The sequence below is a fragment of the Sphingomonas sp. BK345 genome (assembly GCF_014193845.1).
In the GTDB taxonomy this organism is placed as follows: domain Bacteria; phylum Pseudomonadota; class Alphaproteobacteria; order Sphingomonadales; family Sphingomonadaceae; genus Sphingomonas.
The window spans coordinates 72,865-96,782 of the sequence record NZ_JACHZX010000001.1 but is presented as its reverse complement, the minus strand read 5'-3'; the positions used below and the strand labels follow the sequence as shown (position 1 = coordinate 96,782).

The 23,918-nt window shown below is 69.0% G+C and carries 26 protein-coding genes; 23 read left to right on the top strand and 3 right to left on the bottom strand.

The genetic code is table 11. The features are described 5' to 3' along the window. Positions 1-2 precede the first annotated feature (2 nt). The 14 genes from rpmD (at position 3) to rimM (ending at position 12,997) form a co-directional block, all read left to right on the top strand. Positions 3-182, top strand: a complete 180-nt coding sequence (rpmD, locus tag FHY03_RS00380; protein ID WP_183921107.1) for a 50S ribosomal protein L30 — start codon at positions 3-5, stop codon at positions 180-182. A 96-nt stretch (positions 183-278) separates the two neighbouring features. Then, positions 279-812 (top strand): 50S ribosomal protein L15, encoded by a 534-nt coding sequence (gene rplO / locus FHY03_RS00375; protein ID WP_132909152.1) that lies wholly within the window; start codon positions 279-281, stop codon positions 810-812. Between the two features lie 257 nt (positions 813-1,069). Further along, a complete protein-coding gene (gene secY, locus FHY03_RS00370; protein ID WP_183921106.1) occupies positions 1,070-2,416 on the top strand; it encodes a preprotein translocase subunit SecY in 1,347 nt (448 codons plus the stop codon). Positions 2,417-2,456: 40 nt separating this feature from the next. After that, a complete protein-coding gene (locus tag FHY03_RS00365) occupies positions 2,457-3,104 on the top strand; it encodes an adenylate kinase (RefSeq protein ID WP_183928062.1) in 648 nt (215 codons plus the stop codon). Positions 3,105-3,879: 775 nt separating this feature from the next. Then, entirely contained in the window at positions 3,880-4,125 is a 246-nt protein-coding gene (locus FHY03_RS00360) for a hypothetical protein (protein WP_183928060.1), read from the top strand. A 192-nt stretch (positions 4,126-4,317) separates the two neighbouring features. Continuing rightward, positions 4,318-4,686: a 30S ribosomal protein S13 gene (rpsM, locus tag FHY03_RS00355; RefSeq protein WP_132909157.1), complete on the top strand. Its 369-nt coding sequence runs from the start codon at positions 4,318-4,320 to the stop codon at positions 4,684-4,686. Positions 4,687-4,789: 103 nt separating this feature from the next. After that, positions 4,790-5,179: a 30S ribosomal protein S11 gene (rpsK, locus tag FHY03_RS00350; protein WP_019516037.1), complete on the top strand. Its 390-nt coding sequence runs from the start codon at positions 4,790-4,792 to the stop codon at positions 5,177-5,179. Between the two features lie 92 nt (positions 5,180-5,271). After that, a complete protein-coding gene (locus FHY03_RS00345) occupies positions 5,272-6,336 on the top strand; it encodes a DNA-directed RNA polymerase subunit alpha (RefSeq protein ID WP_183921102.1) in 1,065 nt (354 codons plus the stop codon). Between the two features lie 256 nt (positions 6,337-6,592). Further along, the gene (gene rplQ, locus FHY03_RS00340) at positions 6,593-7,015 is read left to right on the top strand and encodes a 50S ribosomal protein L17 (RefSeq protein ID WP_183928058.1); all 423 of its coding nucleotides are present in this window, start codon (positions 6,593-6,595) and stop codon (positions 7,013-7,015) included. A gap of 117 nt (positions 7,016-7,132) precedes the next feature. Continuing rightward, on the top strand, positions 7,133-9,790 hold the full coding sequence (locus FHY03_RS00335) for a valine--tRNA ligase (protein WP_183928055.1): 2,658 nt from the start codon (positions 7,133-7,135) through the stop codon (positions 9,788-9,790). A 498-nt stretch (positions 9,791-10,288) separates the two neighbouring features. Then, positions 10,289-11,815: a signal recognition particle protein gene (gene ffh / locus FHY03_RS00330; protein ID WP_183928053.1), complete on the top strand. Its 1,527-nt coding sequence runs from the start codon at positions 10,289-10,291 to the stop codon at positions 11,813-11,815. A 97-nt stretch (positions 11,816-11,912) separates the two neighbouring features. Then, positions 11,913-12,305: a 30S ribosomal protein S16 gene (gene rpsP, locus FHY03_RS00325; RefSeq protein ID WP_183921099.1), complete on the top strand. Its 393-nt coding sequence runs from the start codon at positions 11,913-11,915 to the stop codon at positions 12,303-12,305. 70 nt (positions 12,306-12,375) lie between these two features. Further along, entirely contained in the window at positions 12,376-12,528 is a 153-nt protein-coding gene (locus FHY03_RS00320) for a hypothetical protein (RefSeq protein ID WP_183921098.1), read from the top strand. A gap of 4 nt (positions 12,529-12,532) precedes the next feature. Next, positions 12,533-12,997, top strand: a complete 465-nt coding sequence (gene rimM / locus FHY03_RS00315) for a ribosome maturation factor RimM (RefSeq protein WP_183929276.1) — start codon at positions 12,533-12,535, stop codon at positions 12,995-12,997. Positions 12,998-13,240: 243 nt separating this feature from the next. On the opposite strand, the gene FHY03_RS00310 is transcribed toward rimM, so the two are convergent. Then, positions 13,241-14,149 (bottom strand): NAD(P)/FAD-dependent oxidoreductase, encoded by a 909-nt coding sequence (locus FHY03_RS00310; protein ID WP_183928051.1) that lies wholly within the window; start codon positions 14,147-14,149, stop codon positions 13,241-13,243. 52 nt (positions 14,150-14,201) lie between these two features. Between FHY03_RS00310 and FHY03_RS00305 the strand changes: the two genes are divergently transcribed. The 6 genes from FHY03_RS00305 (at position 14,202) to FHY03_RS00280 (ending at position 19,814) form a co-directional block, all read left to right on the top strand. Continuing rightward, entirely contained in the window at positions 14,202-14,471 is a 270-nt protein-coding gene (locus tag FHY03_RS00305) for an antitoxin (protein WP_183921096.1), read from the top strand. A 3-nt stretch (positions 14,472-14,474) separates the two neighbouring features. After that, entirely contained in the window at positions 14,475-14,864 is a 390-nt protein-coding gene (locus FHY03_RS00300) for a type II toxin-antitoxin system VapC family toxin (protein WP_183921095.1), read from the top strand. Continuing rightward, positions 14,861-15,589, top strand: coding sequence for a tRNA (guanosine(37)-N1)-methyltransferase TrmD (trmD, locus tag FHY03_RS00295; protein ID WP_183928049.1), 729 nt, complete (start codon positions 14,861-14,863; stop codon positions 15,587-15,589). The genes FHY03_RS00300 and trmD overlap by 4 nt, the downstream gene beginning before the upstream one ends. Before the next feature lie 4 nt (positions 15,590-15,593). After that, positions 15,594-15,980, top strand: a complete 387-nt coding sequence (rplS, locus tag FHY03_RS00290) for a 50S ribosomal protein L19 (RefSeq protein WP_132910575.1) — start codon at positions 15,594-15,596, stop codon at positions 15,978-15,980. Between the two features lie 437 nt (positions 15,981-16,417). After that, a complete protein-coding gene (locus tag FHY03_RS00285; RefSeq protein ID WP_183928047.1) occupies positions 16,418-18,655 on the top strand; it encodes a S9 family peptidase in 2,238 nt (745 codons plus the stop codon). An 85-nt stretch (positions 18,656-18,740) separates the two neighbouring features. Beyond that, positions 18,741-19,814 carry an aspartate-semialdehyde dehydrogenase gene (locus FHY03_RS00280; RefSeq protein ID WP_183921092.1) on the top strand — a complete coding sequence of 358 codons (1,074 nt, stop codon included), beginning with the start codon at positions 18,741-18,743 and terminating at the stop codon, positions 19,812-19,814. 248 nt (positions 19,815-20,062) lie between these two features. Here the strand turns inward: FHY03_RS00280 and FHY03_RS00275 are convergent, their stop codons facing one another. Then, positions 20,063-20,671, bottom strand: a complete 609-nt coding sequence (locus tag FHY03_RS00275; protein ID WP_183928045.1) for a YitT family protein — start codon at positions 20,669-20,671, stop codon at positions 20,063-20,065. A gap of 119 nt (positions 20,672-20,790) precedes the next feature. On the opposite strand from FHY03_RS00275, the gene FHY03_RS00270 reads away from it, so the two are divergent. Continuing rightward, complete coding sequence (locus FHY03_RS00270; RefSeq protein WP_183921091.1) at positions 20,791-21,237, top strand: GFA family protein; 447 nt, start codon at positions 20,791-20,793, stop codon at positions 21,235-21,237. Then, positions 21,218-21,979: an alpha/beta fold hydrolase gene (locus tag FHY03_RS00265; RefSeq protein ID WP_183921090.1), complete on the top strand. Its 762-nt coding sequence runs from the start codon at positions 21,218-21,220 to the stop codon at positions 21,977-21,979. The genes FHY03_RS00270 and FHY03_RS00265 overlap by 20 nt, the downstream gene beginning before the upstream one ends. A gap of 144 nt (positions 21,980-22,123) precedes the next feature. On the opposite strand, the gene FHY03_RS00260 is transcribed toward FHY03_RS00265, so the two are convergent. Then, positions 22,124-22,975, bottom strand: a complete 852-nt coding sequence (locus FHY03_RS00260; RefSeq protein ID WP_183921089.1) for an ABC transporter permease — start codon at positions 22,973-22,975, stop codon at positions 22,124-22,126. A 61-nt stretch (positions 22,976-23,036) separates the two neighbouring features. Here FHY03_RS00260 and FHY03_RS00255 point away from each other — a divergent pair, with 61 nt between their 5' ends. Then, positions 23,037-23,765 (top strand): GcrA family cell cycle regulator, encoded by a 729-nt coding sequence (locus tag FHY03_RS00255; protein WP_183921088.1) that lies wholly within the window; start codon positions 23,037-23,039, stop codon positions 23,763-23,765. The last annotated feature ends 153 nt before the right edge of the window (positions 23,766-23,918 follow it).

The following is a 23,918-nucleotide window of genomic DNA, read 5'->3' as shown; positions in this document are numbered from 1 at the left end:
ACATGGCGACCATCAAGGTGAAGCAGACCGGCTCGCCGATCCGGCGGACCAAGGACCAGCGCGCGACGCTCATCGGCCTGGGCCTCAACAAGATGCACCGCGTCGCGGAGCTGCAGGACAGCCCCGAGGTGCGCGGCATGATCCGCAAGGTGCAGCACATGGTCGAGGTGGTGGAGGGCTGAGCCTTTCTCACCTGACTAGTGACAAGACGAGGGAAGGGGGCTAACCGGCCCCCTTCCTGTTTTTCAGCGCGACAGAAGCGAAAGCGAGTGCAAATCATGAAGCTCAACGAACTCAGCGACAACCAGGGCGCCCGCCACCGCAAGATCCGCGTCGGCCGCGGTATCGGCTCGGGTAAGGGCAAGACCGGTGGCCGCGGCGTCAAGGGACAGAAGAGCCGCGAGGGTGTCAGCATCGCGGGCTTCGAGGGCGGCCAGATGCCGCTCCACATGCGGCTGCCGAAGCGCGGCTTCAACAACATCTTCGCCAAGGACTATGCCACGGTGAACCTCGGCGAGATCCAGAAGGCGATCGAGTCGGGCAAGCTGACCGGCACCGACCTGGACCATGCCGCGCTCAAGGCGGCCGGCCTCGCGCGCGGCGGTAAGGACGGCGTGCGGCTGCTCGGCAAGGGCGAGCTGACCACGAAGCTCAATTTCACGGTCGCTGGCGTGTCGGCGTCGGCGCGCGAGGCGGTCGAGAAGCTCGGCGGCTCGGTTACTGTGCCCGAGATCGTCCCCGCTGCGGACAAGCACAAGGCCAAGCACCGCACCGCGCAGGCCGCGCGCAAGCAGGCGCAGACGCAGGCGTAAGCCGCTCCCGACGCTCTCCCGGCGCCTCGGGCTTGACCCGGGATCCATGTCGCCGCACGCGCAACGCTTGTTGTGGCGCGCGGCACCATGATCCCCGGAGCGGGCCCGGGGTGACGAATTGAGCGAGCGTCGCAGATGCTCGCGCCGCGCGTGATCCGGTCAGACCGGGTTAGACATGGCGCCTGATGCGCCTATATGAGCGGCGGGGCGGTACAAACGCATCCCGCCGTTCTTCGTTTCCAGGATACACCGATACGATGGCATCCGCAGCCGACCAGATGGCGCAGAGCATCAGCCTCGCGAAATTCGCGCAGGCGACCGACCTCAAGAAAAGGCTGTGGTTCACGATCGGTGCGCTGATCGTCTTCCGGCTGCTGAGCTACGTGCCGCTGCCCGGGATCGACCCCACCCAGCTCGGCGTGCTCGCCGAGCGGATGAAGGGCGGCGTGCTCGACTTCTTCAACACCTTCTCGGGCGGATCGCTGTCGCGCGCGTCGCTGATCGCGCTGGGCGTGATGCCGTACATCACCGCCTCGATCGTGGTGCAGCTCGCCACCTCGCTGAGCCCGCAGCTCGCCGCGATCAAGAAGGAAGGCGAGTCCGGGCGGAAGAAGCTCAATCAATACACCCGCTACGGCACCGTCGCGCTGACCGCGGTGCAGGGCTATTTCATCGCGCGCGGGCTCGAGGCCGGCGGGGCGGTGATCGAGCCAGGCATGGTGTTCCGCGTCGGCGCGGTGATCTCGCTGATTGGCGGCACGATGTTCCTGATGTGGCTGGGCGAGCAGATCACCAGCCGCGGCATCGGCAACGGCGTCTCGCTGATCATCATGGCGGGCATCGTCGCGCACCTGCCGACCACCCTGGTCAACCTGCTCGAGGGCGGGCGCTCGGGGTCGATGAACCCGATCTCGGTGGTGCTGATCATCGCCGTGGTGGCGGGCCTGATCCTGCTGATCTGCTTCATGGAGCGTGCGCAGCGCCGCATCCTGATCCAATATCCCAAGCGCCAGACGCAGCGCGGCATGCAGGCTGATCGCAGCCACCTGCCGCTCAAGATCAACACCGCGGGCGTGATCCCACCGATCTTCGCCTCGTCGCTGCTGCTGCTGCCGCTGACGATCACGCAGTTCGCGGGCAACCGGGTCTCGGGCGAAAGCCGTTTCGGCGACATCCTGATCGGCCTGAACCAGTATCTCCAGCACGGCTCGCCGGTGTACATGGCGCTCTACGCCGCCGGCATCATCTTCTTCTCGTTCTTCTACACCGCGGTGGTCTTCAACCCGGAGGAGACGGCGGAGAACCTCAAGCGCTACGGCGGCTTCATCCCGGGCATCCGTCCGGGCAAGAACACCGAGAGCTATTTCGATTATGTGCTGACCCGCATCACGGTGATCGGCGCTGCCTATCTGACGTTCATCTGCGTCGTCCCCGAATATCTGGTGTCGGCGCTGTCGATCCCCTTCTATCTCGGCGGCACCAGCCTGCTGATCGTGGTCAACGTGACGATGGACACCGTCACCCAGATCCAGTCGCACCTGCTGGCGCATCAGTATGGCGACCTGATCAAGAAGGCGAAACTGAAGGGCGCGCGCCGCCGCTGATCGCGGGGCGCGGTACGACGCGACAGGGAGGCGTTATCTCGTGAACATCATTCTGCTGGGGCCGCCGGGGGCGGGCAAGGGCACCCAGGCGCAGCGGCTGGTCGAGGAGCGCGACATGGTCCAGCTCTCCACCGGCGACATGCTGCGCGCCGCGGTCAAGGCGGGCACGCCGGTAGGGCTCCAGGCCAAGGCGGTGATGGAGGCGGGCGAGCTCGTCTCGGACGCGATCGTCTCGGCGCTGATCGGCGAGCGGATGGACGCTGGCACCGGCAGCGGCGCGATCTTCGACGGCTACCCGCGCACTGCGGCACAGGCCGACGCGCTCGACCTGCTGCTGACCGAGCGCGGCCAGACCCTCGACCATGTCATCGAGCTCGAAGTGGACGAGGATGCGCTGGTCGAGCGGATCGTCGGCCGCTTTACCTGCGCGGTGTGCGGCACCGGCTATCATGACACGTTCAAGCGCCCGAAGGTCGAGGACGTATGCGACGTCTGCGGCGCGAGCGAGTTCAAGCGCCGCCCCGACGACAATGAGCAGACGGTGCGGACTCGCATGGCCGAGTATCGCGTCAAGACCGCGCCGATCATCCCGATCTATGAGTCGCGCGGGCTGGTGCGCCGCGTCGATGGCATGGCCGAGATCGGCCAGGTCACCGCCGCGATCGAGTCGATCCTCGGCGATCGCTGAGCGGTCGCGGCGGGGCGGCGGGACGACGCACGGCGAGAACGATCGCCGCGCTGCCCGCCAGGATCGCTGCCACCATGCCGCCAAGTGCAAGCAGCCCCGCCGGGGTCACCTCCACCGCGGCGCGCGCGCGCAGATGCGACGTCTCGAACGAGGCGTAGGCGCGTTGTAGGTCCTCCATGTCGGGCGAACGCGCGGGGGCGGCGCTAGATGCGTCCGCGGCCGCGGGTCGGGCTCGGCGCGGGGATCGCGACCGATACGGGCGCAGTTTCACAGACATGACGGAAAGTTCATGCGCCTGCCACGCTGCGGAAGCGGTGCGCGGGGTAGAGCAGGGGTACGGGCGGCGGTGGTCGCCGTCCGATCGCCGAAGACAATACGGAACTCGTCACCTTCTCTCCCGGTGGTGACGAGGCCGGCGGAGGGTTCCCTGTCCTCCGCCGGCTCTTCGCGCGCTCGGGATCAGTTCGGTCGCTTCCTCACCGACGGTCGCTCGCCCGCGATCGGCGCCTTCTAGTCAGATGCCCTCCTAGTGCGCTGTCGGTCTTCGTCATTCCCGCGAAGGCGGGAATCCATAAACGCTGACGGTCCGGCCCTCTCTCGAAGGTTGGCGCGTCTGGATCCCCGCCTTCGCGGGGATGACGGAAGAGGGTGCGGGCGTACGACCTAAGTGGTGGTAGCGCGGGCGTGGAGAGCGCGCGGGAAGCCACCATAGCGTGCCCCCCGCTCTGAGCCTATGGCTCTGGCCCTCTCCTCCGCGATGCGCCACACCGGGCGCATGGACGCCCTGACCCTCTTCGGCCTGTTCGCCGTTTCCTTCATGCTTCTGTGCTATATGATGGAGGAGCGCGCGCCGTACTGGACTTTGCTGTTCGCCTTGGGATGCCTGATGGGCTCCGCGTACGGCTTCCTCCAGGGCGCGTGGCCGTTCGGGCTGGTCGAGCTCGCCTGGTTCGTTGTGGCGCTGCGAAAATGGGTCGCGCTGCGGCGATCGGCGTGCCGCGACTCGGAACCGCTTGCTTGACAGTGCGTTCCCGCGCGCTTATCCGCCCTTCCTTCCAACCTCTCACTCGTCGGCGTCGCACTCGTGCGCACGTCGCGTTTCCTGCGTTCGGCGGGGAGCGACTCGGGCCAGCGGGGGCGCGGAAGGCAATGCGTTGAGATGGGATGCGTGCAGCCATGCCGCGCCCCGTGGAGCACAGGAGACATATAGCACATGGCACGCATCGCGGGTGTTAACATCCCGACCAACAAGCGCGTGGTGATCGCGCTGACCTACATCCACGGCATCGGACCGGCCAAGGCCAAGGAGCTGACCGAGAAGCTGAACATCACGCCGGAGCGGCGCGTGCAGGACCTGACCGATCAGGAAGTGCTGCAGATCCGCGAGGCGATCGATGCCGGCTACACGGTCGAGGGTGATCTTCGTCGCGAGACCGCGATGAACATCAAGCGCCTGATGGATCTCGCCTGCTACCGCGGCCTGCGCCACCGCAAGGGCCTGCCGGTCCGCGGCCAGCGCACGCACACCAACGCGCGCACCCGCAAGGGCAAGGCGAAGCCGATCGCGGGTAAGAAGAAGTAAGAAAATCGTCCGGGGACGATTTTCACTTCTTCTCCGCCGGAGGCAGGCGCGAGGCGGACAGCCTTCCGGCTTCCGTATTGGAATCTAAGGTCAGGAACACCACATGGCTCAGGCACCGCAGCGCATTCGCCGGCGCGAACGCAAGAACATCACCGCGGGCGTCGCTCACGTGAACGCCAGCTTCAACAACACCATGATCACCATCACCGACGCGCAGGGCAACGCCATCAGCTGGTCGTCCGCGGGCATGATGGGGTTCAAGGGCAGCCGCAAGTCGACCCCGTACGCGGCGCAGGTCGCAGCCGAGGACGCGGGCAAGAAGGCCGCCGAGCACGGCGTCCGCACGCTCGAGGTCGAGGTCAAGGGGCCGGGTTCGGGCCGCGAGTCGGCGCTGCGTGCGCTGCAGGCGGTCGGTTTCCAGATCACGTCGATCCGCGACGTGACCTCGATCCCGCACAATGGCGTGCGTCCGTCGAAGCGGCGTCGCGTCTGATCTGATGTTCTTCGCGTGGCCGCTGACGAGCGGCTGCGTCCATTACCCGGTCGGCGCCCGCCAGCGCCGGCCCAACCCCAGGGGACGAGAGCTTGTCTGTCAACGCAAAGAACTGGCAAGAACTGAAGAAGCCCAACCAGCTCGAGAAGAAGAGCGGTGACGGCAAGCGCAAGGCGACCTTCGTCGCCGAGCCGCTGGAGCGTGGCTTCGGGCTGACGCTGGGCAACGCGCTGCGGCGCGTGCTGCTCTCCTCGCTGCAGGGTGCCGCGGTGACCTCGATCAAGATCGAGAACGTGCTGCACGAGTTCAGCTCGCTCGCGGGCGTGCGCGAGGACGTCACCGACATCGTCCTCAACGTCAAGCAGATCGCGATCCGCATGCAGGGCGAGGGGCCGAAGCGCCTCCAGCTCTCCGCGACCGGTCCGTCCGAGGTCAAGGCGGGCGACATCGCGGTGTCGGGCGACATCGAGGTGATGAACCCCGAGCTGGTGATCTGCCACCTCGACGAGGGCGCGACGCTCAACATGGAGCTCACCGCCGACGTCGGAAAGGGCTATGTCGCCGCCGTCAACAACCGGCCGGCCGATGCGCCGATCGGTCTTATCCCGGTCGACGCGCTCTACTCGCCGGTGCGCCAGGTGTCGTACAAGGTCGATCCGACCCGCGTCGGGCAGGACCTCGATTACGACAAGCTGACGCTGACGATCGAGACCGACGGCACCGTCACTCCCGAGGACGCGGTGGGCTATGCCGGCCGCATCCTGCAGGACCAGCTGGCGCTGTTCGTTCACTTCGACGATTCCTCGGTCACGCGCTCGGCCCCGGTCGGCGTCGCGGCGCCGGCGGCGTCGGGCGGCGAGGTCGCGAGCGACACCGCGCAGATCAACCGCTACCTGCTCAAGAAGGTCGACGAGCTCGAACTCTCGGTCCGCTCGGCCAACTGCCTCAAGAACGACAATATCATCTATATCGGTGATCTCGTCGGGAAGACCGAGGCGGAGATGCTGCGGACCCCGAACTTCGGGCGCAAGTCGCTCAACGAGATCAAGGAAGTGCTCTCCTCGATGGGGCTGCGGCTGGGCATGGAAATCCCCGGCTGGCCGCCCGAGAACATCGAGGAAGTCGCCAAGAAGCTCGAGCAGGAGATCATGGGCTGATCCGCACGCGCGTAGCGTAAGCTATGCGCGAGACGGACAGTCCCGGCCGGCGGGTGCCGCGTCCGGCACCCGACCGACGCCGCGGCTGAGCCGCGGCGTCATCCGGTCTCCTATACTATAGAGGCTCCCGCGGGAGCGACGTGACGACGGTGGGCTCAAACGTCCCCACCAGGCCCGGGGTACCTGAGGGCACCCATCGAAGCGCTACTTCGATGGGACCCGTTCACGGCCCCCTGACGAACGAAAGGAAAGACCCATGCGTCATAGAGTTGGCGGTCGTAAGCTGCAGCGGACCTCGGCCCATCGCCAGGCACTGTTCCGCAACATGTCGGCCGCGCTGATCAAGCACGAGCAGATCACCACCACGGTCGCCAAGGCGAAGGAGCTGCGCCCGTACATCGAGAAGCTGATCACGCTCGGCAAGAAGGGTGGTCTCAGCAACCGTCGTCTCGCCCATGCGCGGCTGCTCGACGACGCCCAGCTGGTGAAGCTGTTCGACGTGCTCGCGCCGCGCTACGCGTCGCGCAACGGCGGCTACACCCGCATCATCAAGGCGGGCATCCGCCCCTCGGACGCGTCGCCGATGGCGATCATCGAGTTCGTCGACCGCGACGTCGCCGCCAAGGGCCAGGACTCGGGCCCGGTGACGACCGACGAGGACTTCGACGTCGCCGCCTGATCCAGGCGCGCCGCGAGGCTGACAGCAGGGCCGTCCCGGGATGCCGGGGCGGCCCTTCTGCTATGCGGCGGCGACGCGGTCTTCCCTTTTGGCGCGACGCGGGATAGCCGCCGGGCCATGACCGAGCTCGCCAAGACCTTCGACCCCGCCGCGATCGAGCGCCGCTGGTACACGCACTGGGAAGACAAGGGCCTGTTCCGCCCCGAGCGCCCCAACGCCGAGCCCTGGACGATCGTCAACCCGCCGCCCAACGTGACGGGCTCACTCCACATCGGCCACGCGCTCGACAACACGCTGCAGGACATCCTGACGCGCCATGCCCGGCTCAAGGGCAAGGACGCGCTCTGGGTGGTCGGCACCGACCATGCCGGCATCGCCACGCAGATGGTGGTCGAGCGCCAGATGTCGGCTCGAGGCGAGAAACGCACCGACCTGTCGCGCGAGGCGTTCGTCGCGCGCGTCTGGGAGTGGAAGGCGGAGAGCGGCGGCGCGATCACGCGCCAGCTGCGCCGGCTCGGCTGCTCGATGGACTGGGCGAACGAGCGCTTCACCATGGACGAGGGCTTCTCGCGCGCGGTGCTCAAGGTGTTCGTCGAGCTGCACCGCCAGGGGCTGCTCTACCGCGACAAGCGGCTGGTCAACTGGGACCCCGGCCTCGGCACCGCGATCAGCGACCTCGAGGTCGAGACGCGCGAGGTGCGCGGCAGCTTCTGGCGGCTGCGCTACCCGCTCGCCGACGGGTCGGGATCGATCGAGGTGGCGACGACGCGGCCCGAGACGATGCTCGCCGACATGGCGGTGGCCGTGCACCCCGAGGACGCGCGCTACACCGCGTTCGTGGGCAAGCAGGTGCGGCTGCCGATCACCGGGCGGCTGATCCCGATCGTCGCCGACGAGCACGCCGACCCGGCGCTCGGCTCGGGCGCGGTGAAGATCACCCCAGGGCACGACTTCAACGACTTCGAGGTCGGCCGCCGCGCCGGGATCGAGGCGCGCGACATGCTCAACATGCTCGATGCCACGGCGCGCGTGGTGCAGACCGCGGACGGGCTGATCCCGGCTGAGTTCCTCGGCCTGCCCGGCAACGACGCCAAGGCCGAGCAGGACGCGCGCCGGCTGGTCGTCGCGCAGCTCAAGGAGGCGGGCGTGCTGATCCCGCACGTCGACAAGGAAGGGGTCGCGCACGACGCCGAGCCGCGCGTGATCCAGACGCCGTTCGGCGATCGCTCGGGCGCGGTGATCGAGCCGTGGCTGACCGACCAATGGTATGTCGACGCCGCCACCTTGGCCAAGCCGGCGATCGAGGCGGTGCGCTCGGGCGCGATCAAGCTGGTGCCGAAGTCGTGGGAGAAGACCTTCTTCAACTGGATGGAGAACATCCAGCCGTGGTGCGTGTCGCGCCAGCTCTGGTGGGGGCACCGGATCCCGGCGTGGTTCGACGCCGACGGCCGCGCCTATGTCGCCGAGACCGAGGAGGAGGCACGGGCCGAGGCGGGCGCGGACGTGGCGCTGACGCGCGACCCCGACGTGCTCGACACTTGGTTCTCCAGCGCGCTCTGGCCGTTCGCGACGATGGGCTGGCCCGACGCCGCGGACCGCACGCTCGGCGGCCGCTACCCCAATGACGTGCTCGTCTCGGGCTTCGACATCCTGTTCTTCTGGGACGCTCGGATGATGATGCAGGGCATGCACTTCATGGGCGAGGTGCCGTTCCGCACGCTCTACCTGCACGGCCTGGTGCGCGCCGCCGACGGCGCCAAGATGTCCAAGTCCAAGGGCAACACCGTCGACCCGCTCGGGCTCATCGACCGCTACGGCGCCGACGCGCTGCGCTTCTTCATGGCCGCGATGGAGAGCCAAGGGCGCGACATCAAGATGGATGAGAAGCGCGTCGAGGGCTATCGCAACTTCGCGACCAAGCTGTGGAACGCAAGCCGCTTCGCCCAGGCCAACGGGATCGGCGGCTCGACCACGCTGGAGCCCCCGCTCGCGAGCCTTTCGGTGAACAAGTGGATCCTCGCCGAGACAGTGGCGACGGTGCAGGCGGTCGACCTCGCGCTCGCCGACTATCGCTTCGACGCCGCCGCCAACGCGATCTACCAGTTCGTGTGGAGCCGCTTCTGCGACTGGTATCTGGAGCTGATCAAAGGACAGATCGACGAGGAGACCAAGGCGGTCGCGGGCTGGGTGCTCGACCAGATCCTGGTGCTGCTCCACCCGTTCATGCCCTTCATCACCGAGGAGCTGTGGCACGCGCTGGCACCGCGCGAGCACGAGCTGATCGTCGCGCGTTGGCCGATGGCCGACGCGCGCGCGCTCGACCCGGCCGCGACACAAGAGGTCGAGCGACTGATCGAGCTGGTCGAGGGGGTGCGCGGCGCGCGCGCCGAGCTCAACGTGCCGCCGGGCACGCGCATCGCGCTCCACACCGGGGCGGGCAGCGTGCCGGCGACGATCGCCCCGTACGTCGAGCGGCTCGCGCGCGTCACGCTGACGCCGGGCGAGGCGAGCGGCGCGCGCGCGCCGATCCTCTGGGGGGCTGAGACGTTCGCGTTGGCGCTGGAGGGCGTGATCGACCTCGAGGCGGAGCGCCAGCGGCTCCAGAAGTCGCTGGCGGCGGCCGAGAAGGAGCGCGACTCGCTGGCGGGGCGGCTCGGCAACGCGAGCTTCGTCGAGCGCGCCAAGCCCGAGGCGGTGGAGAAGGCGCGCGCCGACCACGCCGAGAAAGCGGCGGACGCAGAGCGCTTCGCCGCGGCGCTGGCGCGGCTGGGGTGAGGGGCGGGGCAGTCCGCTCCTACCCCTTCCCACTGTCATCCCCGCGGCCGCCCCTACTACCGTCATCCCCGCCACCGCCCCTACCGCCGTCATCCCCGCGGAGACGGGGATCCAGACGCTCTGACCTCGCGACCTCATCACGAGCGTTGGCGTGTATGGATCCCTGCCTTCGCAGGGATGACGGGGAGGCGGAGACGTCTGCTTTCCCAACAATCTACCGTCATCCCGGCCTTGAGCGGGGATTCATGATCCCGCGTGAGCAACGCTCCGAGCGTGCGCGGCGACGTGGATCCCGGATCAAGTCCGGGATGACGGTGTGAATGGCCGCAGTCGGCCACCCGCCCCCGCGCGCCTTGCATTCCACGCCTACTTCCTCTAACAGCCGCCGCACGTTCCACCGTTGAACGCGATCGACATGCGCCCATGTGGTGCCCGCTGGCCGGCGAGGTTTCGCCCGCCGGCGCTTTTGCGTTTGGCGGCGGATGGGAAGGAAACACGATGTTCGATAGCCTCAGCGATCGTCTCGGCGGCGTCTTCGACCGGTTGCGTGGCCGCGGCGCGCTGACCGAGGCCGACGTGCGCGCCGCGATGCGCGAGGTGCGCGTCGCGCTGCTCGAGGCCGACGTCGCGCTGCCGGTGGCGCGCGCCTTCGTCGACGAGGTCACCGAGGAAGCGGTCGGCCAGAACGTGCTGCGCTCGGTCACGCCGGGGCAGCAGGTCGTCAAGATCGTCAACGACGCGCTGGTGCGGATGCTCGGCGGCGACGATCCCGCCGCGGCCGAGCTCCAGCTCAACGTCGCCCCGCCCGCGGTGGTGATGATGGTCGGCCTGCAGGGCTCGGGCAAGACCACGACCACCGCCAAGATCGCCAAGCGCCTGTCGAGCAGCTCGATGACCGGGCGCTCGGCCAAGAAGGTGTTGATGGCGTCGCTCGACGTCAATCGCCCCGCCGCGCAGGAGCAGCTCGCCACGCTCGGCACGCAGGTCGAGGTGGCGACGCTGCCGATCGTCGCGGGCCAGCAGCCGGTCGAGATCGCGCGGCGCGCGCTCCAGGCGGCGAAGCTGCAGGGCTTCGACGTGCTGATGCTCGACACCGCCGGCCGACTTCACGTCGATCAGGCGCTGATGGACGAGATGAAGGCGGTCGCCGAGGTCGCGGCGCCGCAGGAGATCCTGCTCGTCGTCGACTCGCTGACCGGTCAGGACGCGGTCAACGTCGCGCAGAACTTTGCCGAGCAGGTGCCGCTCACCGGCGTGGTGCTCACCCGCATGGACGGCGACGCGCGCGGCGGCGCCGCGCTGTCGATGCGCGCGGTCACGGGCAAGCCGATCAAGTTCGCCGGCGTCGGCGAGAAGCTCGACGCGCTCGAGGCGTTCCACGCGTCGCGCGTCGCAGGCCGCATCCTCGGCATGGGCGACGTGGTCAGCCTGGTCGAGCGTGCCGCCGAGTCGATCCAGCAGGAAGACGCCGAGCGCATGGCGAGCCGGCTCGCCAAGGGTCAGTTCGACATGAACGATCTGCGCGGCCAGCTCGCGCAGATGAAGCGCATGGGCGGATTGGGCGCGCTCGCTGGCATGCTGCCGGGCATGAAGAAGGCGCAGGCAGCGATGGACTCGGTGCCGGGCAGCGACAAGATGCTGGTGCACCTCGACGCGATGATCGGCTCGATGACCGCCAAGGAGCGCGCCAAGCCCGAGCTGATCAACGCCAAGCGCAAGATCCGCATCGCCAAGGGCTCGGGGACGACCGTGCAGGAAGTTAACAAGCTCCTCAAGATGCATCTGGAGATGTCGACCGCCATGAAGAAGATCAAGAAGATGGGCGGGCTCAAGGGCATGATGGCGATGCTCGGCAAGGGCGGCCTCGGCGGCCTCGGCAATGCGATCGGCGGCGCCGACATGGGCGACATGATGGGCAAGCTTGGCGGGCCGGGCGGTGGTCCGGGGCTTCCCGGGCTGCCCGGCGGCGGTCTGCCCGGCAACATCCCCGGCGGCCTGCCGCCCGGGTTCCGGTTCAAGAAGTAACGATGCGCGTCGCCGCGGCGGCGCGGACGTGACGACATTTACCTAGACGATCCCGGCGCAGGCCGGGGCACAGACACACAGAAGGAAGACGAACACCATGGCACTCAGCATTCGCCTGTCGCGCGGCGGCTCGAAGAAGCGTCCTTACTACCGCATCGTCGTCGCCGACGCGCGCAGCCCGCGCGATGGCAAGTTCATCGAGAAGATCGGCAACTACAACCCGCTGCTCGGCAAGGACGACGAGAAGCGCATCGTGCTCGACGCCGAGCGCGCCAAGCACTGGCTGGGCGTCGGCGCGCAGCCGACCGACCGCGTTGCCCGCTTCCTCGACACCGCTGGCGTGAAGGAGCGCGCCGCGCGCAGCAACCCCAAGAAGGGCGAGCCGGGCGAGAAGGCCAAGGAGCGCGCCGAGGAGCGTGCCGAGAAGCTGAAGGCGCAGCAGGAGGCCGCCGCGGCCCCGGCCGAGGCCGAGGCGGCGAGCGCCGAGTAAGCCGGCCGGGAAATCGATCGTCCGCTCGTGCGTTACTTGCCGCTCCATCGAGAGCCGAGAGGAATGCACGATGACGATCGACCCCGACCCGCGCACCGCGCCCGACGACAATGACGATTCGACCACCCCGGACGCCACCAACCAGGGCGTTTCGAGCCAGCAGCCCGCCGAAGGGGACGACGACGCCCCTGCCGGCGGCGCCGGCTCGCCCGACCAAGCCTGACCCGGTGCCGGTCGCTCCCGACGCGGTGGTGCTCGCCGCCGTGGCGGGGGCGCACGGCATCGCCGGCGAGGTGCGCCTGAAGGTGTTCGCCGAGGCACTCGAGGGGCATCGCACCTTCAACGGCGGTGCGCTCACGCTGGTGAAGCTGCGCGACGGCACGATCGCGCGCTTCGCCGAGGTGACCGACCGCACCGCCGCGGAGCAGCTTCGCGGCACCTTGCTCACCGTCGCGCGCGCGGACCTGCCGCCGCTCGGCGAGGGCGAATATTACCACGCCGACCTGCTCGGTCTCGCCGCGGTCTCGACCGCGGGCGAGCCGGTCGGGCGCGTTGTCGCGGTGGAGAATTTCGGCGCGGGCGACGTGATCGAGATCGAGCGCGACGGCGGCAAGCGCTTCATGGTGCCGATCAACGCGGTGCCCGAGTGGGATCGCGAGCGGTTGGTGGTGGAAGCGGCGTTCGTGGAGTGAGGGGAGGGGGTGCTGTCTTCCCCCTCCCTCCCGGCCTTCATCCTGAACTTGTTTCAGGATCCACCGTCCCGCGAGTGCCTCGGCCACTGAGTATGTGGCACGGTGGATCCCGAAACGAGTTCGAGATGACGGGGAATAAGGAGGCGGGCTCTCGAAGCAAGCCGTGCTCCTTCGCAAGCAGGAGCCCAGAGCCACGGACGCTGCGCCTACCCACCTGGGTTCCTGCGTGCGCAGGAACACCGCTCACCGCCGCAGCGGGCGCTGCTCCGCCAGCAGGTTGCGGATCGTCGTCGCCGCGACGCCGGCCTCGCCCATGGCATGGCTGATCTGGTCGAGCCCCTTGACCACATCTCCCGCCGCGAACAGCCCCGGCACGCTGGTGCGCTGGTGATCGTCGACCTCGAGACAGCCGTCCTCGCTCGCGCGCGCGCCCGCCTCGATCGCGAGATGCGAGCGGATGCGTGAGCCCAGCGCTGGGTAGACGCTGTCGAACGCCATCCGGCCGCGCGCGGTGTCCAGCGCGAGTTGGTCACCCTCGATCGCATAGCCGCCGCACGGGCCGTCGACGCGTACCACCCCCGCGTCGTCGATCGCGTCCGCACACGCCGAGTCGAGCAGATGTTCCGCCTCGGGCGCGATGAGTGTGATGTCGCGGGTGAAGCCGCGCAGGAACAGCGCCTCGCGCATGCCGCGATCGCCGGTGCCGATCACCGCGACCCGCTTGTCGGTGATCTCATAGCCGTCGCACACCGGGCAATAGCGCAGCAGCCCGCGCGCCAGCGCCGGGTCGTGCACTTCGGGGAGCAGCCCGTGCGGGCGGTGGTTCACCACCCCGGTTGCCAGCAGCACGGTGCGTGCGCGATGCGTGCCGTGATCGGTGGTGGCGACGAAGCCGTCGCCGTCTTGCGCCAGCCCGGTGACCTTCACCGGCTCGCGCCGCGCGCCGTATTTCTCTGCCTGTGTGAGCATCAGTCGCAGCAACTCGGTGCCCGCGATGCCGTCGGGATAGCCGGCGTGGTTGTGCGTGCACGGGATCATCGCGGCACGGCTCGACCCCGAGTCGAACAGTCGGATCGAGAGATGATAGCGCGCCAGGTAGATCGCCGCGGTGAGCCCGGCGGGTCCGGCGCCGATGATGAGGCAGTCGTCCATCTTGCTGTCGTTCCCGCGTGTATATACATCCCGTGCATACGGGAGATCGGCGATGGTTAACGAATATCGCGCCAAGGTGTTCAAGTCCGGCAATTCGGTCGCCTTGCGCCTGCCCAAGGCGCTGGGACTGAAGGAGGGCGACGACGTCACGCTGGTGCCGCATCGCGACGGCTCGTGCAGCGTATGGCGCGACGATCAGGCGGCGGCGGTGCTGGATGGCCTTTACGGCGCCTTCTCGCCCGGCTTCATGGCGGAGGGGCGCGGCGAGACCGAGCAGGACGAGCGTGACTGGCGCGCGCCCGCACGCGACACCGCCGCCTGACGCATGTACCTTCTGGACACTAACGTCTGCATCGACTTCGCGCTCGCCCGGAGCGCGCAGCTGCGCGCCCGGATTCGCGCGCAGAACGGCCGCAACCTCGGCCTGTCGGCGATCACGCTGGCGGAACTCCGCTACGGCGCCAGCCGTCCCAGCGTGGATGCCGCGGACGAGGCGCGGCTCGACATCTTCGTCGGGGTGCTCGGCGTGCACGATTTCGACCGCGCCGCGGCGGAGCGCTACGGTGGCCTTGCGGCGTCGACGCCGCCGCGCCGCCACAGCTTCGACCTGCTGATCGCGGCGCACGCGCTGTCGCTCAACGCGACCCTCGTCACCAACAACGAGCGCGACTTCGCCGGCATCCCCGGCCTCGCCGTCGAGAACTGGACCCGATGACCTTCCGCGCCACCATCCTGACGCTCTACCCCGAGATGTTCCCCGGCCCGCTCGGCACGTCGCTCGCGGGCCGCGCGCTGCGCGAGGGGCGGTGGAGCTGCGACCCGGTCAACATTCGCGACTTCACCGAGGACCGCCACCGCACCGTCGACGACACGCCGGCCGGGGGCGGGGCGGGCATGGTGCTGCGCGCCGACATCGTCGCTCGCGCCGTCGACGCGCACGCCGACGGTCGCCCGCTGGTCGCGCTCACGCCGCGCGGTGCACCGCTGACGCAGCGGCGCGTCCGCGACCTCGCCGCGGGGTCGGGGGCGGTGCTGCTGTGCGGTCGATTTGAGGGCTTCGACGAGCGCTTGTTCGAAGCGCGCGCGATCGAGCAGCTGTCGATCGGCGACTATATCCTCTCGGGCGGTGAGATGGCCGCGCTGGTGCTGCTGGACGCTTGCGTTCGGCTGCTCCCGGGGGTAATGGGCGCGGCTTCGAGCGGGGACGAGGAGAGCTTCGAGAGCGGCCTCCTCGAGTATCCGCATTATACCCGACCTGTCGAATGGGAAGGGCGCACGATCCCCGAGGTGCTGCGATCGGGGGATCATGCGAGGATCGCGGCGTGGCGTCAGTCACAGGCCGAGATCGACACACGGCTACGGCGGCCGGACCTGTGGGAGCGTCACGAGGGCGCTCGGGTCGGCTCGCCCTCTGGCGCGCGGCACGGAAGTAAGGATTGACGCGATGAACCTGATCCAGACGCTCGAGGCCGAGCAGATCGCCAAGTTCCACGAGAGCAAGAAGCTCCCCGAATTCCGCCCCGGCGACACGCTGAAGGTCGGCGTGAAGGTGGTCGAGGGCGAGCGCACCCGCGTCCAGAACTTCGAGGGCGTGTGCATCGCGCGCTCGAACAAGGGCATGGGCTCGTCGTTCACCGTCCGCAAGATCAGCTTCGGCGAGGGCGTGGAGCGTGTTTTCCCGCTCTACTCGCCCAACGTCGATTCGATTGAGGTGGTGCGCAAGGGCGCGGTGCGTCGCGCCAAGCTCTATTATCTGCGTGGCCGCACCGGTAAGTCCGCGCGTATCGCCGAGCGCCGCGACAACCGCCCGCAGGCGCAGGCCGCCGAGTAAGCGACACCCGGTTCAGACCGAAGCGCGAGGGGCGCGGTGGGAGACCACCGCGCCCCTTTTGTCGTTTGGGTGGGTGCGGCGGGCGTGGCACCGCCGGTTTGCCATAGCCGCCGTCATCCTGAGCTCGTCTCAGGATCGACCCGTCCGCGCGCACCACCGGCACTTGGGTGCGCGGCACAGTGGATCCTGAGACAAGCTCAGGATGACGCCAGTGGGATAGGATTTGCCTTACGTCTCTAGGCGTTCGCTGGGGTGGTGCGCTTGTAGTGACGGAGCGCCCGCGTGGTAGACGCTCGCGTCGGCGTCGGCATCGGCATCGGCGTTCCACCCGGCAAAGAGCTCCCCACCACGACAGCAAGGGTGACGCTTTACCTCGCCGTCTCGCGCCGCGATAAGGGCGGCGCGCCCGGTCCCGGGTCGCGATCCCGGAGGAATGGATGCGTTCATGGTTGGCGGTGGTGGCGCTCGCGACGGTAGCAACAGGGGCGCTCGTGGCTGACGCCGCGCAGGCGCAGGCCGGCGCGACCAGACCCGCGCCGCAGCGGCTCACGCTCGAGCGCATCTTCGCCGCGCCCGACCTCGGCGGCCAGCAGCCGCGCTCGCTCAAGCTCTCGCCCGACGGGCGGCTGCTCACCTTCCTGCGCCCGCGCGCCGACGACCGCTTTCGCCTCGACCTGTGGGCGCGCGACACCGCCACCGGGCAGGAGCGGATGCTGGTCGACAGCACGCGCGTCGGCAGCGGCGCGGCGCTGTCCGAGGCGGAGAAGATGCAGCGCGAGCGCGCGCGCATCGGCGCGCTGACCGGGATCATCCGCTACGACTGGTCGCCTGACGGTCGCCAATTGCTCGTCCCCGCCGACGGCGACCTGTATCTTGCCGGGCTGGACGGCGTCACGCGGCGGCTCACCGAGGTGAGGGGCGGCGTGCTCAACGGCGAGGTCTCGCCGCGCGGCGGCTTCGTCAGCTACGTGCGCGCCCAGAACCTGTGGCTCCAGCCGCTCAGCGGAGGCGCCGCGCGCGCGCTCACGCAGGGCGGCGGGGGCACGGTCCATTTCGGCGAGGCCGAGTTCGTCGCGCAGGAGGAGATGGACCGCCGCACCGGTTACTGGTGGAGCCCCGACGATCGCTATATCGCGGTCGAGCGGTTCGACGAGGCGCCGGTGCAGGTCTTCACCCGCGCCGCGATCGGCGCCGCCGGGACCGAGATCTACCAGCAGCGCTATCCCGCCGCAGGCACGCCCAACGTCGCGGTCGAGCTCCACGTGATGCGCGCCGACGGCAAGGGGCAGGTGAAGGTCGACCTCGGCACCGACCCCGATATCTATCTGGCGCGGGTCGATTGGCTACCCGACGGCTCGGCGCTGCTCGTCCAGCGCGAGAATCGCGCGCAGACCCGGCTGGACGTGCTCCGCGTCGACCCCGCCACGGGCAAAGCGAGCCCCCTGTTCAGCGAGACCGCCGCGCCGCGCAGCTGGATCAACCTCACCGACAGCTACCGAGCGCTCGCCGACGGCGGCCTCTTGTGGCGTTCCGAGCGCGATGGCTACGGCCATCTCTGGCTGCTGCGCGGTGGGCAGTGGACCCAGCTGACCAAGGGGCCGTGGGTGGTCACCGGCCTCGTCGCGGTCGACGAGGCCGCGGGCAAGGTCTATTTCATGGCCAACAAGGACGACGTGCTCGAGCAGCAGCTCTACGTCGTCCCGCTCGCCGGCGGCACGCCCGAGCGGCTGACCGAGCGCGGCTGGCAGAACAGCGTCACCGCGGACGGCACGGCGCAGCGCTTCCTCGTCACCCGCTCCAACCCCAACCAGCCGCCGCAAGTCTATCTCGCCGACGCCGCGGGCAAGCGGCTCGCCTGGGTCAACGAGAACCGGGTCGAGGGCGACCACCCGTATGCGCCCTATCTCGCCGCGCACCGGCCGGTGACGTTCGGCACGATCAGAGCGGAGGACGGCACCGATCTGCATTGGCAGATGGTCACGCCCAAGCTGGAGCCGGGCAAGCGCTACCCTGTCTTCTTCCAGCATTACGGCGGCCCGGGGCCGCAGAACGTCGCGCGTGACTGGAAGAACCCGCTGATCCAGCACATCGTCGACCGCGGCTGGATCTACTTCGAGCTCGACAATCGCGGCTCGGCCAATCGCGGGGTCAAGTTCGAGAGCGCGATCTGGCACGCTATGGGGACGGTGGAGGTCGCCGACCAGCGCGCCGGCGCGACTTATCTGACAACGCTCGGCTACGTCGACCCGAAGCGGATCGCGACCTACGGCTGGTCGTACGGCGGCTATATGTCGCTCAAGATGATCGAGGCCGATCCCGCCCTCTACGCCGCCGCGATCTCGGGCGCGCCGGTGACCGACTGGCACCTCTACGACTCGCATTACACCGAGCGCTACATGGGCGATCCGCGCACCGACGCCGCCGCCTATGACGCCTCGCGCGCGGTGCGTGATCCCAAGCGCATCACCACGCCGCTGCTGTTGCTGCACGGCATGGCCGACGACAACGTCTTCCTCGACAACAGCACTAAGGTGGCGGCGGCGCTGCAGGCGGCGGACATGCCGTTCGACCTGATGTTCTATCCCGGCAAGACCCACTCGGCGGTGCGCGACATCCACGTCTGGACCACGATCGAGCGCTTCCTCGACGCGCACGTCGGCAGCGGGCCCAAGTAAAGCTTGCTGTCGCACGCGCGGCGGGCGCATTAGGGCCGCCGCGGGGTAGACATGCGCGCACCGAGCGCGCCGGGAAGGACGTAAGATGGGCTATCGGGTGGTAGTGGCGGGGGCCACGGGCAATGTCGGGCGCGAGATGGTCAACATCCTCGCCGAGCGCGAGTTTCCCGCCGACGAGATCGCGGTGCTGGCGTCGTCGCGCTCGGTCGGCGACCAGATCGAGTACGGCGACACCGGCCGTATGCTCACCGTCAAGAACATCGAGCATTTCGATCCGACCGGCTGGGACATGGCATTGTTCGCGATCGGCAGCGAGGCGACCGCGGTCTATGCGCCCAAGTTCGCCGCGGCGGGCTGCACCGTGATCGACAATTCGTCGCTCTACCGCATGGATCCGGACGTGCCGCTGATCGTGCCTGAGGTGAATGCCGCGGCGATTGACGGCTATCGTGCCAAGAACATCATCGCCAACCCCAATTGCTCGACCGCGCAGATGGTGGTGGCGCTCAAGCCGCTGCACGACGCCGCGACGATCAAGCGCGTGGTGGTGGCGACCTATCAGTCGGTCTCGGGCGCGGGCAAGATCGGCATGGACGAGCTGTTCGAGCAGAGCCGCAACATCTTCGTCGGCGATCCCGCCGAGCCGAAGAAGTTTACCAAGCAGATTGCCTTCAACGTGATCCCGCACATCGACAGCTTCCTCGACGACGGCTCCACCAAGGAAGAGTGGAAGATGGTGGTCGAGACCAAGAAGATCCTCGACACCAAGATCAAGGTGGTCGCGACCTGCGTGCGCGTGCCGGTGTTCGTCGGCCATTCCGAGGCGCTCAACATTGAGTTCGAGAACGAGCTGTCGGCCGAGGACGCGCAGCGTATCCTGCGCGAGGCGCCCGGCGTGATGCTGGTCGATAAGCGCGAGGACGGCGGCTACGTCACCCCGATCGAGAGCGCGGGTGACGACGCCACTTACGTGAGCCGCGTGCGCGAGGACCCGACCGTGGAGAACGGGCTGGCCTTGTGGTGCGTCAGCGACAACCTGCGCAAGGGGGCGGCGCTCAACGCGGTGCAGATCGCCGAGCTGCTCGGCCGCCGCCATCTCAAGAAGGCGGACGAGACCGACGACGCCGCCTTCGACGCGGTGTTCGCCGAGGAGGAGTGAGCAGAGCACTGCTCCTGTCCCGTTCGGGCTGAGGAGAGGCTGAGCTCGTAGAAGCCTCGTCTCGAAGCACAGCCGCGACGGTCGTGGCTGTGCTTCGAGACGGCACTTCGGCTTCGCTCAGTGCTTCCACAGCACAGACGGATCGAAGAGTGCCACGTCATCCGTGTTCCTGCACACGCAGGCACCCAGCGCCACGTACGTCGCGCTCGCCGCCCTTAGCTCCTGCGTCCTTAAGAGCACGCGGCTCTTCAATAGCCCGTGTACCGCCCTGGCCGGTGCCACGCGATCAGGATGCCGCTGATCGCCGCCGCGGAAAGCGCCGACCACGCCACGCGCTCCATTGGCAGCGCGACCAGCGACACCAGCAGGATCACCGCGTCGATGGCGATCTGCGTGCGTCCCGCGTTCCAGCCGCGGCGCTGCTGGAGCCATAGCGTCACCACGCCCGTCCCGCCGATCCCGGCATGGTGCCGCGCCAGCGCTAGCGCGCCGAAGCCGATGACCGACCCGCCCGCCAGGGCGGCGAAGGCGGGATCGATATACGCGATGCTGAGCCCGTAGCGCGTCACCGTGCCGAGCCCCGCCACCCCGATCCCGACCAGCGCGGTGCGGAGCGTGAAGCGCCGCCCCATGGCGCGCCAAGCCAGCCAGAAGAACGGCAGGTTGAGCAGGGTGAACAGCACCCCGCTCGGTAGCGGCACCGCATAGGAGAGCAGCAGCGCCACGCCCGCGATCCCGCCTGTGACTAGCCCGGCGGCGTGGAGCAGCGCGAGGCCGAGGACGACGAGGATACAGCCGAGCGCGAGCGCATAGGCGTCCTCGATCGCGCTGTGCGGCAGGGAAGGCGGGCGAGTCACCAGCGCGCTCTGCCAGCGTCACCGGCCGGCGTCGAGTGCTGCGCTGCAACATGGGTCACGCGTTTACCTCGCGCGCTCGCCACGTTAGGTCGCTCCGTCTGGGCAGCGGGAGCGGCGGGATGGCGCGCGAAATGACCGGTGGGTGCCAGTGCGGCAGCGTACGCTATGCCGTGCTGGTCGAGGACGACCATGCCTATCTGTGCCACTGCCGGATGTGCCAGCGCGCGACCGGCGGCGTCTTCGCCGCGCTCAAGCAGGTCTCGCGCGCCGCGCTGCGCTGGACCACGCGCGAGCCCGATCGCCGTGCCTCGTCGCCGATCGCGCAGCGCGGTTTCTGCCGCGACTGCGGTACGCCGCTGACCTATGAAGGGAAAAGCGACGAGCAGCTCGACCTCACCGTAGGCAGCTTCGACGACGCTGACCGCCTGCGCCCGACCGGCCATTTCGGCGTCGAGAGCCGCCACGCTGCCTGGCGGGATACCAGCGGCCTGCCTGACAAACGCACCGACGAGCTCCCGCATATCGTCGGCAAATGGATGGAAACGAGTGGCAAGCTCCCCGACTGAGACACGCTTCTTCGACAGTTTCGATGGCACGCCAATCGCCTGGCGCGAGCTCGGCGAGGGCCGCCCGCTGGTGCTGATCCACGGCTATTTCTCGGACGCACGCACCAACTGGCTGCGCTACGGCCACGCCGCCGCAATCGCCGCGCGCGGCGTGCGCGTCATCATGCCCGACCTGCGCGCGCACGGCGAGAGCGGCAAGCCGCACGATCCGGCCGCTTACCCGCCCGACGCGCTGGCGCTCGACGGCGAGGCGCTGGTGCGCCACCTCGGGCTGACCGACTATGACCTCGGCGGCTACTCGCTCGGCGCGCGCACCGTGGTGCGGATGCTGGCGCGCGGCGCGACGCCGCGGCGTGTCGTGCTCGCCGGCATGGGGCGGGAGGGGATCGTCGGCGCCGAGCGCCGCGCTGACCATTTCCGCAACATCCTCACACGACTCGGCCAGCACGAGCGCGGCAGCCCGGAGTGGCTCGCCGAGGCCTTCCTCAAGACCACCGGCGGCGACCCGGTGGCGCTGCTCGGCGTGATCGACACCTTCGCGAGCACGCCGGCGGCGGTGCTGGCGACGCTCGAGCGGCCGACCTTGGTGCTCAGCGGGATGGACGATCACGACAACGGCTCGGCCGCGGCGCTCGCCGACGCGCTGCCGAACGCACGCTACGCCGAGGTGCCGGGCAACCACATGAGCGCGGTGACCAAGCCCGAGCTGGGCGAGGCGATTGCGGCATTCGTCGCGGACTAGATCCTCCCCGCTCGCGGGGAGATGGCAGCGCGCCAGCGCTGACGGACGGGTGGGGCCGTACACCCAGCGATCCCTATGCGGAGGTCCCCCTCCACCAGCCTTCGGCTGGTCCCCGTCCCCGCAGGCGGGGAGGATCTGATTGGCCTAGCTCTTCAGCTTCCAGCCGCGCTTGAGCAGCACGTAGCATAGAACCCCCAGCGCGACATCGATCGCGAGGATGACCACGCTGCCCACCGCCACGGGCGAGTCGGCGCTGCCGAGGAAGCCGTAGCGGAACCCCGAGATCACGTAGAAGAACGGGTTGACGTGGCTGAACGCGCGGAACGCGGGCGCGAGATGGTCGACCGAGTAGAAGGTACCCGACAGCAGCGTCAGCGGCGCGATCAGGAAGTTGGTCACCGCCGCGGCATGGTCGAACTTGTCCGCCCAGATCGAGGTGAGCACGCCCGCGAACGACAGGAACATCGCGCCGAGCAGCCCGAACCACAGTACCGCCAGCGGGTGGTGCGGCGTCACGTGCACCCCGGGCCACAGCGCCATCGCCAGCCACACCGCACAGCCGACGCAGAAGGCGCGCGTCACCGCGGCGCCGACGAGTGCCGCGAGCAGCTCGCTGGTGGAGAGCGGCGGCTGCAGATAGTCGACGATATTGCCCTGGATCTTGCCGACCAGCAGCGAGAAGCTCGCGTTCGCGAAGGCGTTGTTGAGCATCCCCATCACGATCAGTCCGGGCGCGATGAAGTCGGCGAAGGCGACCGGCGCGCCGCCGACGTTGACCGGGCTGCGTGCGCCGTTGGCGACGGTGAAGATGACGAGGAACATCAGCGTCGTCACCGCCGGCGCCCACACCGTCTGGAGCTGCACCTTGAAGAAACGGCGCACCTCCTTCACATAGAGGGTTCGCAGGCCGCCCCAATTGACGTTCCGGATCACCGGTTCGCCGGGGGCGTGCCTGATGGCTGACGGAATATGTCCGGTGGGAGGCTGGCTGCTCATCGCCTGTGCGGGTAACCGCTGCGGCGCGCGCCCGCAACCGGAACGCTAGAGGAAGACAAGCATGTCCTGGACCGACGAGCGGATCGATACGCTGAAGACGATGTGGGAGGCGGGCCAGACCGCCAGCCAGATCGCCGAGGCGCTCGGCGGCGTCAGTCGCAACGCGGTGATCGGCAAGGCGCATCGCCTCGGCCTCCAGTCGCGCCCGTCGCCGGTGACGACGAAGGAGGAGGCGCGCGCCGCCGAGTCGGCGCCGGCTGCCGCTCCTGTCGCTGCCGCGCCCGCGCCGAAGCCGACTCCCGCCCCGGTCCGCACCGCGGCGCCTGCGCCCGCGCCCGCCGCGCGGCCCGCGCCGCCGCCCTTCGCGACCGACTCGACTCCGGAAGCAGCGCCGGCGGCCAGCGACGTCGACGACGAGGCCGATGAGGTGCCCAGCGCGCCCCCGGTCAAGCGCGAGCCGGTGTTGCGCTCGGTCGGTCCGGGCGGCTTCGTGCGTCAGGCGCCCGGTGAGCAGCAGCCGCCGATCGCGCCGGCCCCGCCGCGCCGGCTGGTGCCCGCGCGCACCGCGCCCGAGTTTGCCAACAAGACCTCGCTGCTCGATCTCAATGACAAGATCTGCAAGTGGCCGCTCGGCCACCCCGGAGAGCCCGATTTCCACTTCTGCGGCGACAAGGTGAACCCGGGCTTCCCTTATTGCGTCGAGCATTGCGGCCATGCCTATCAGGCGCAGCTGCCGCGCCGCGATCGTCGCGCGCCGCCGCTGCCGTTCGGCGGCCCCCGCATGCGCTGAGGGTGAGCGCCGTTACATAAAGCTGTTGTACCCCGGCGAAGGCCGGGGCCCAGTTGGGGCCGTCGGGGTATGTCTCACCCGCGCCGGCCGACTGGGCCCCGGCCTTTGCCGCGGAACGAAAAGAGAGGGGCGGGCGCTCGTCCGCCCCCGCCC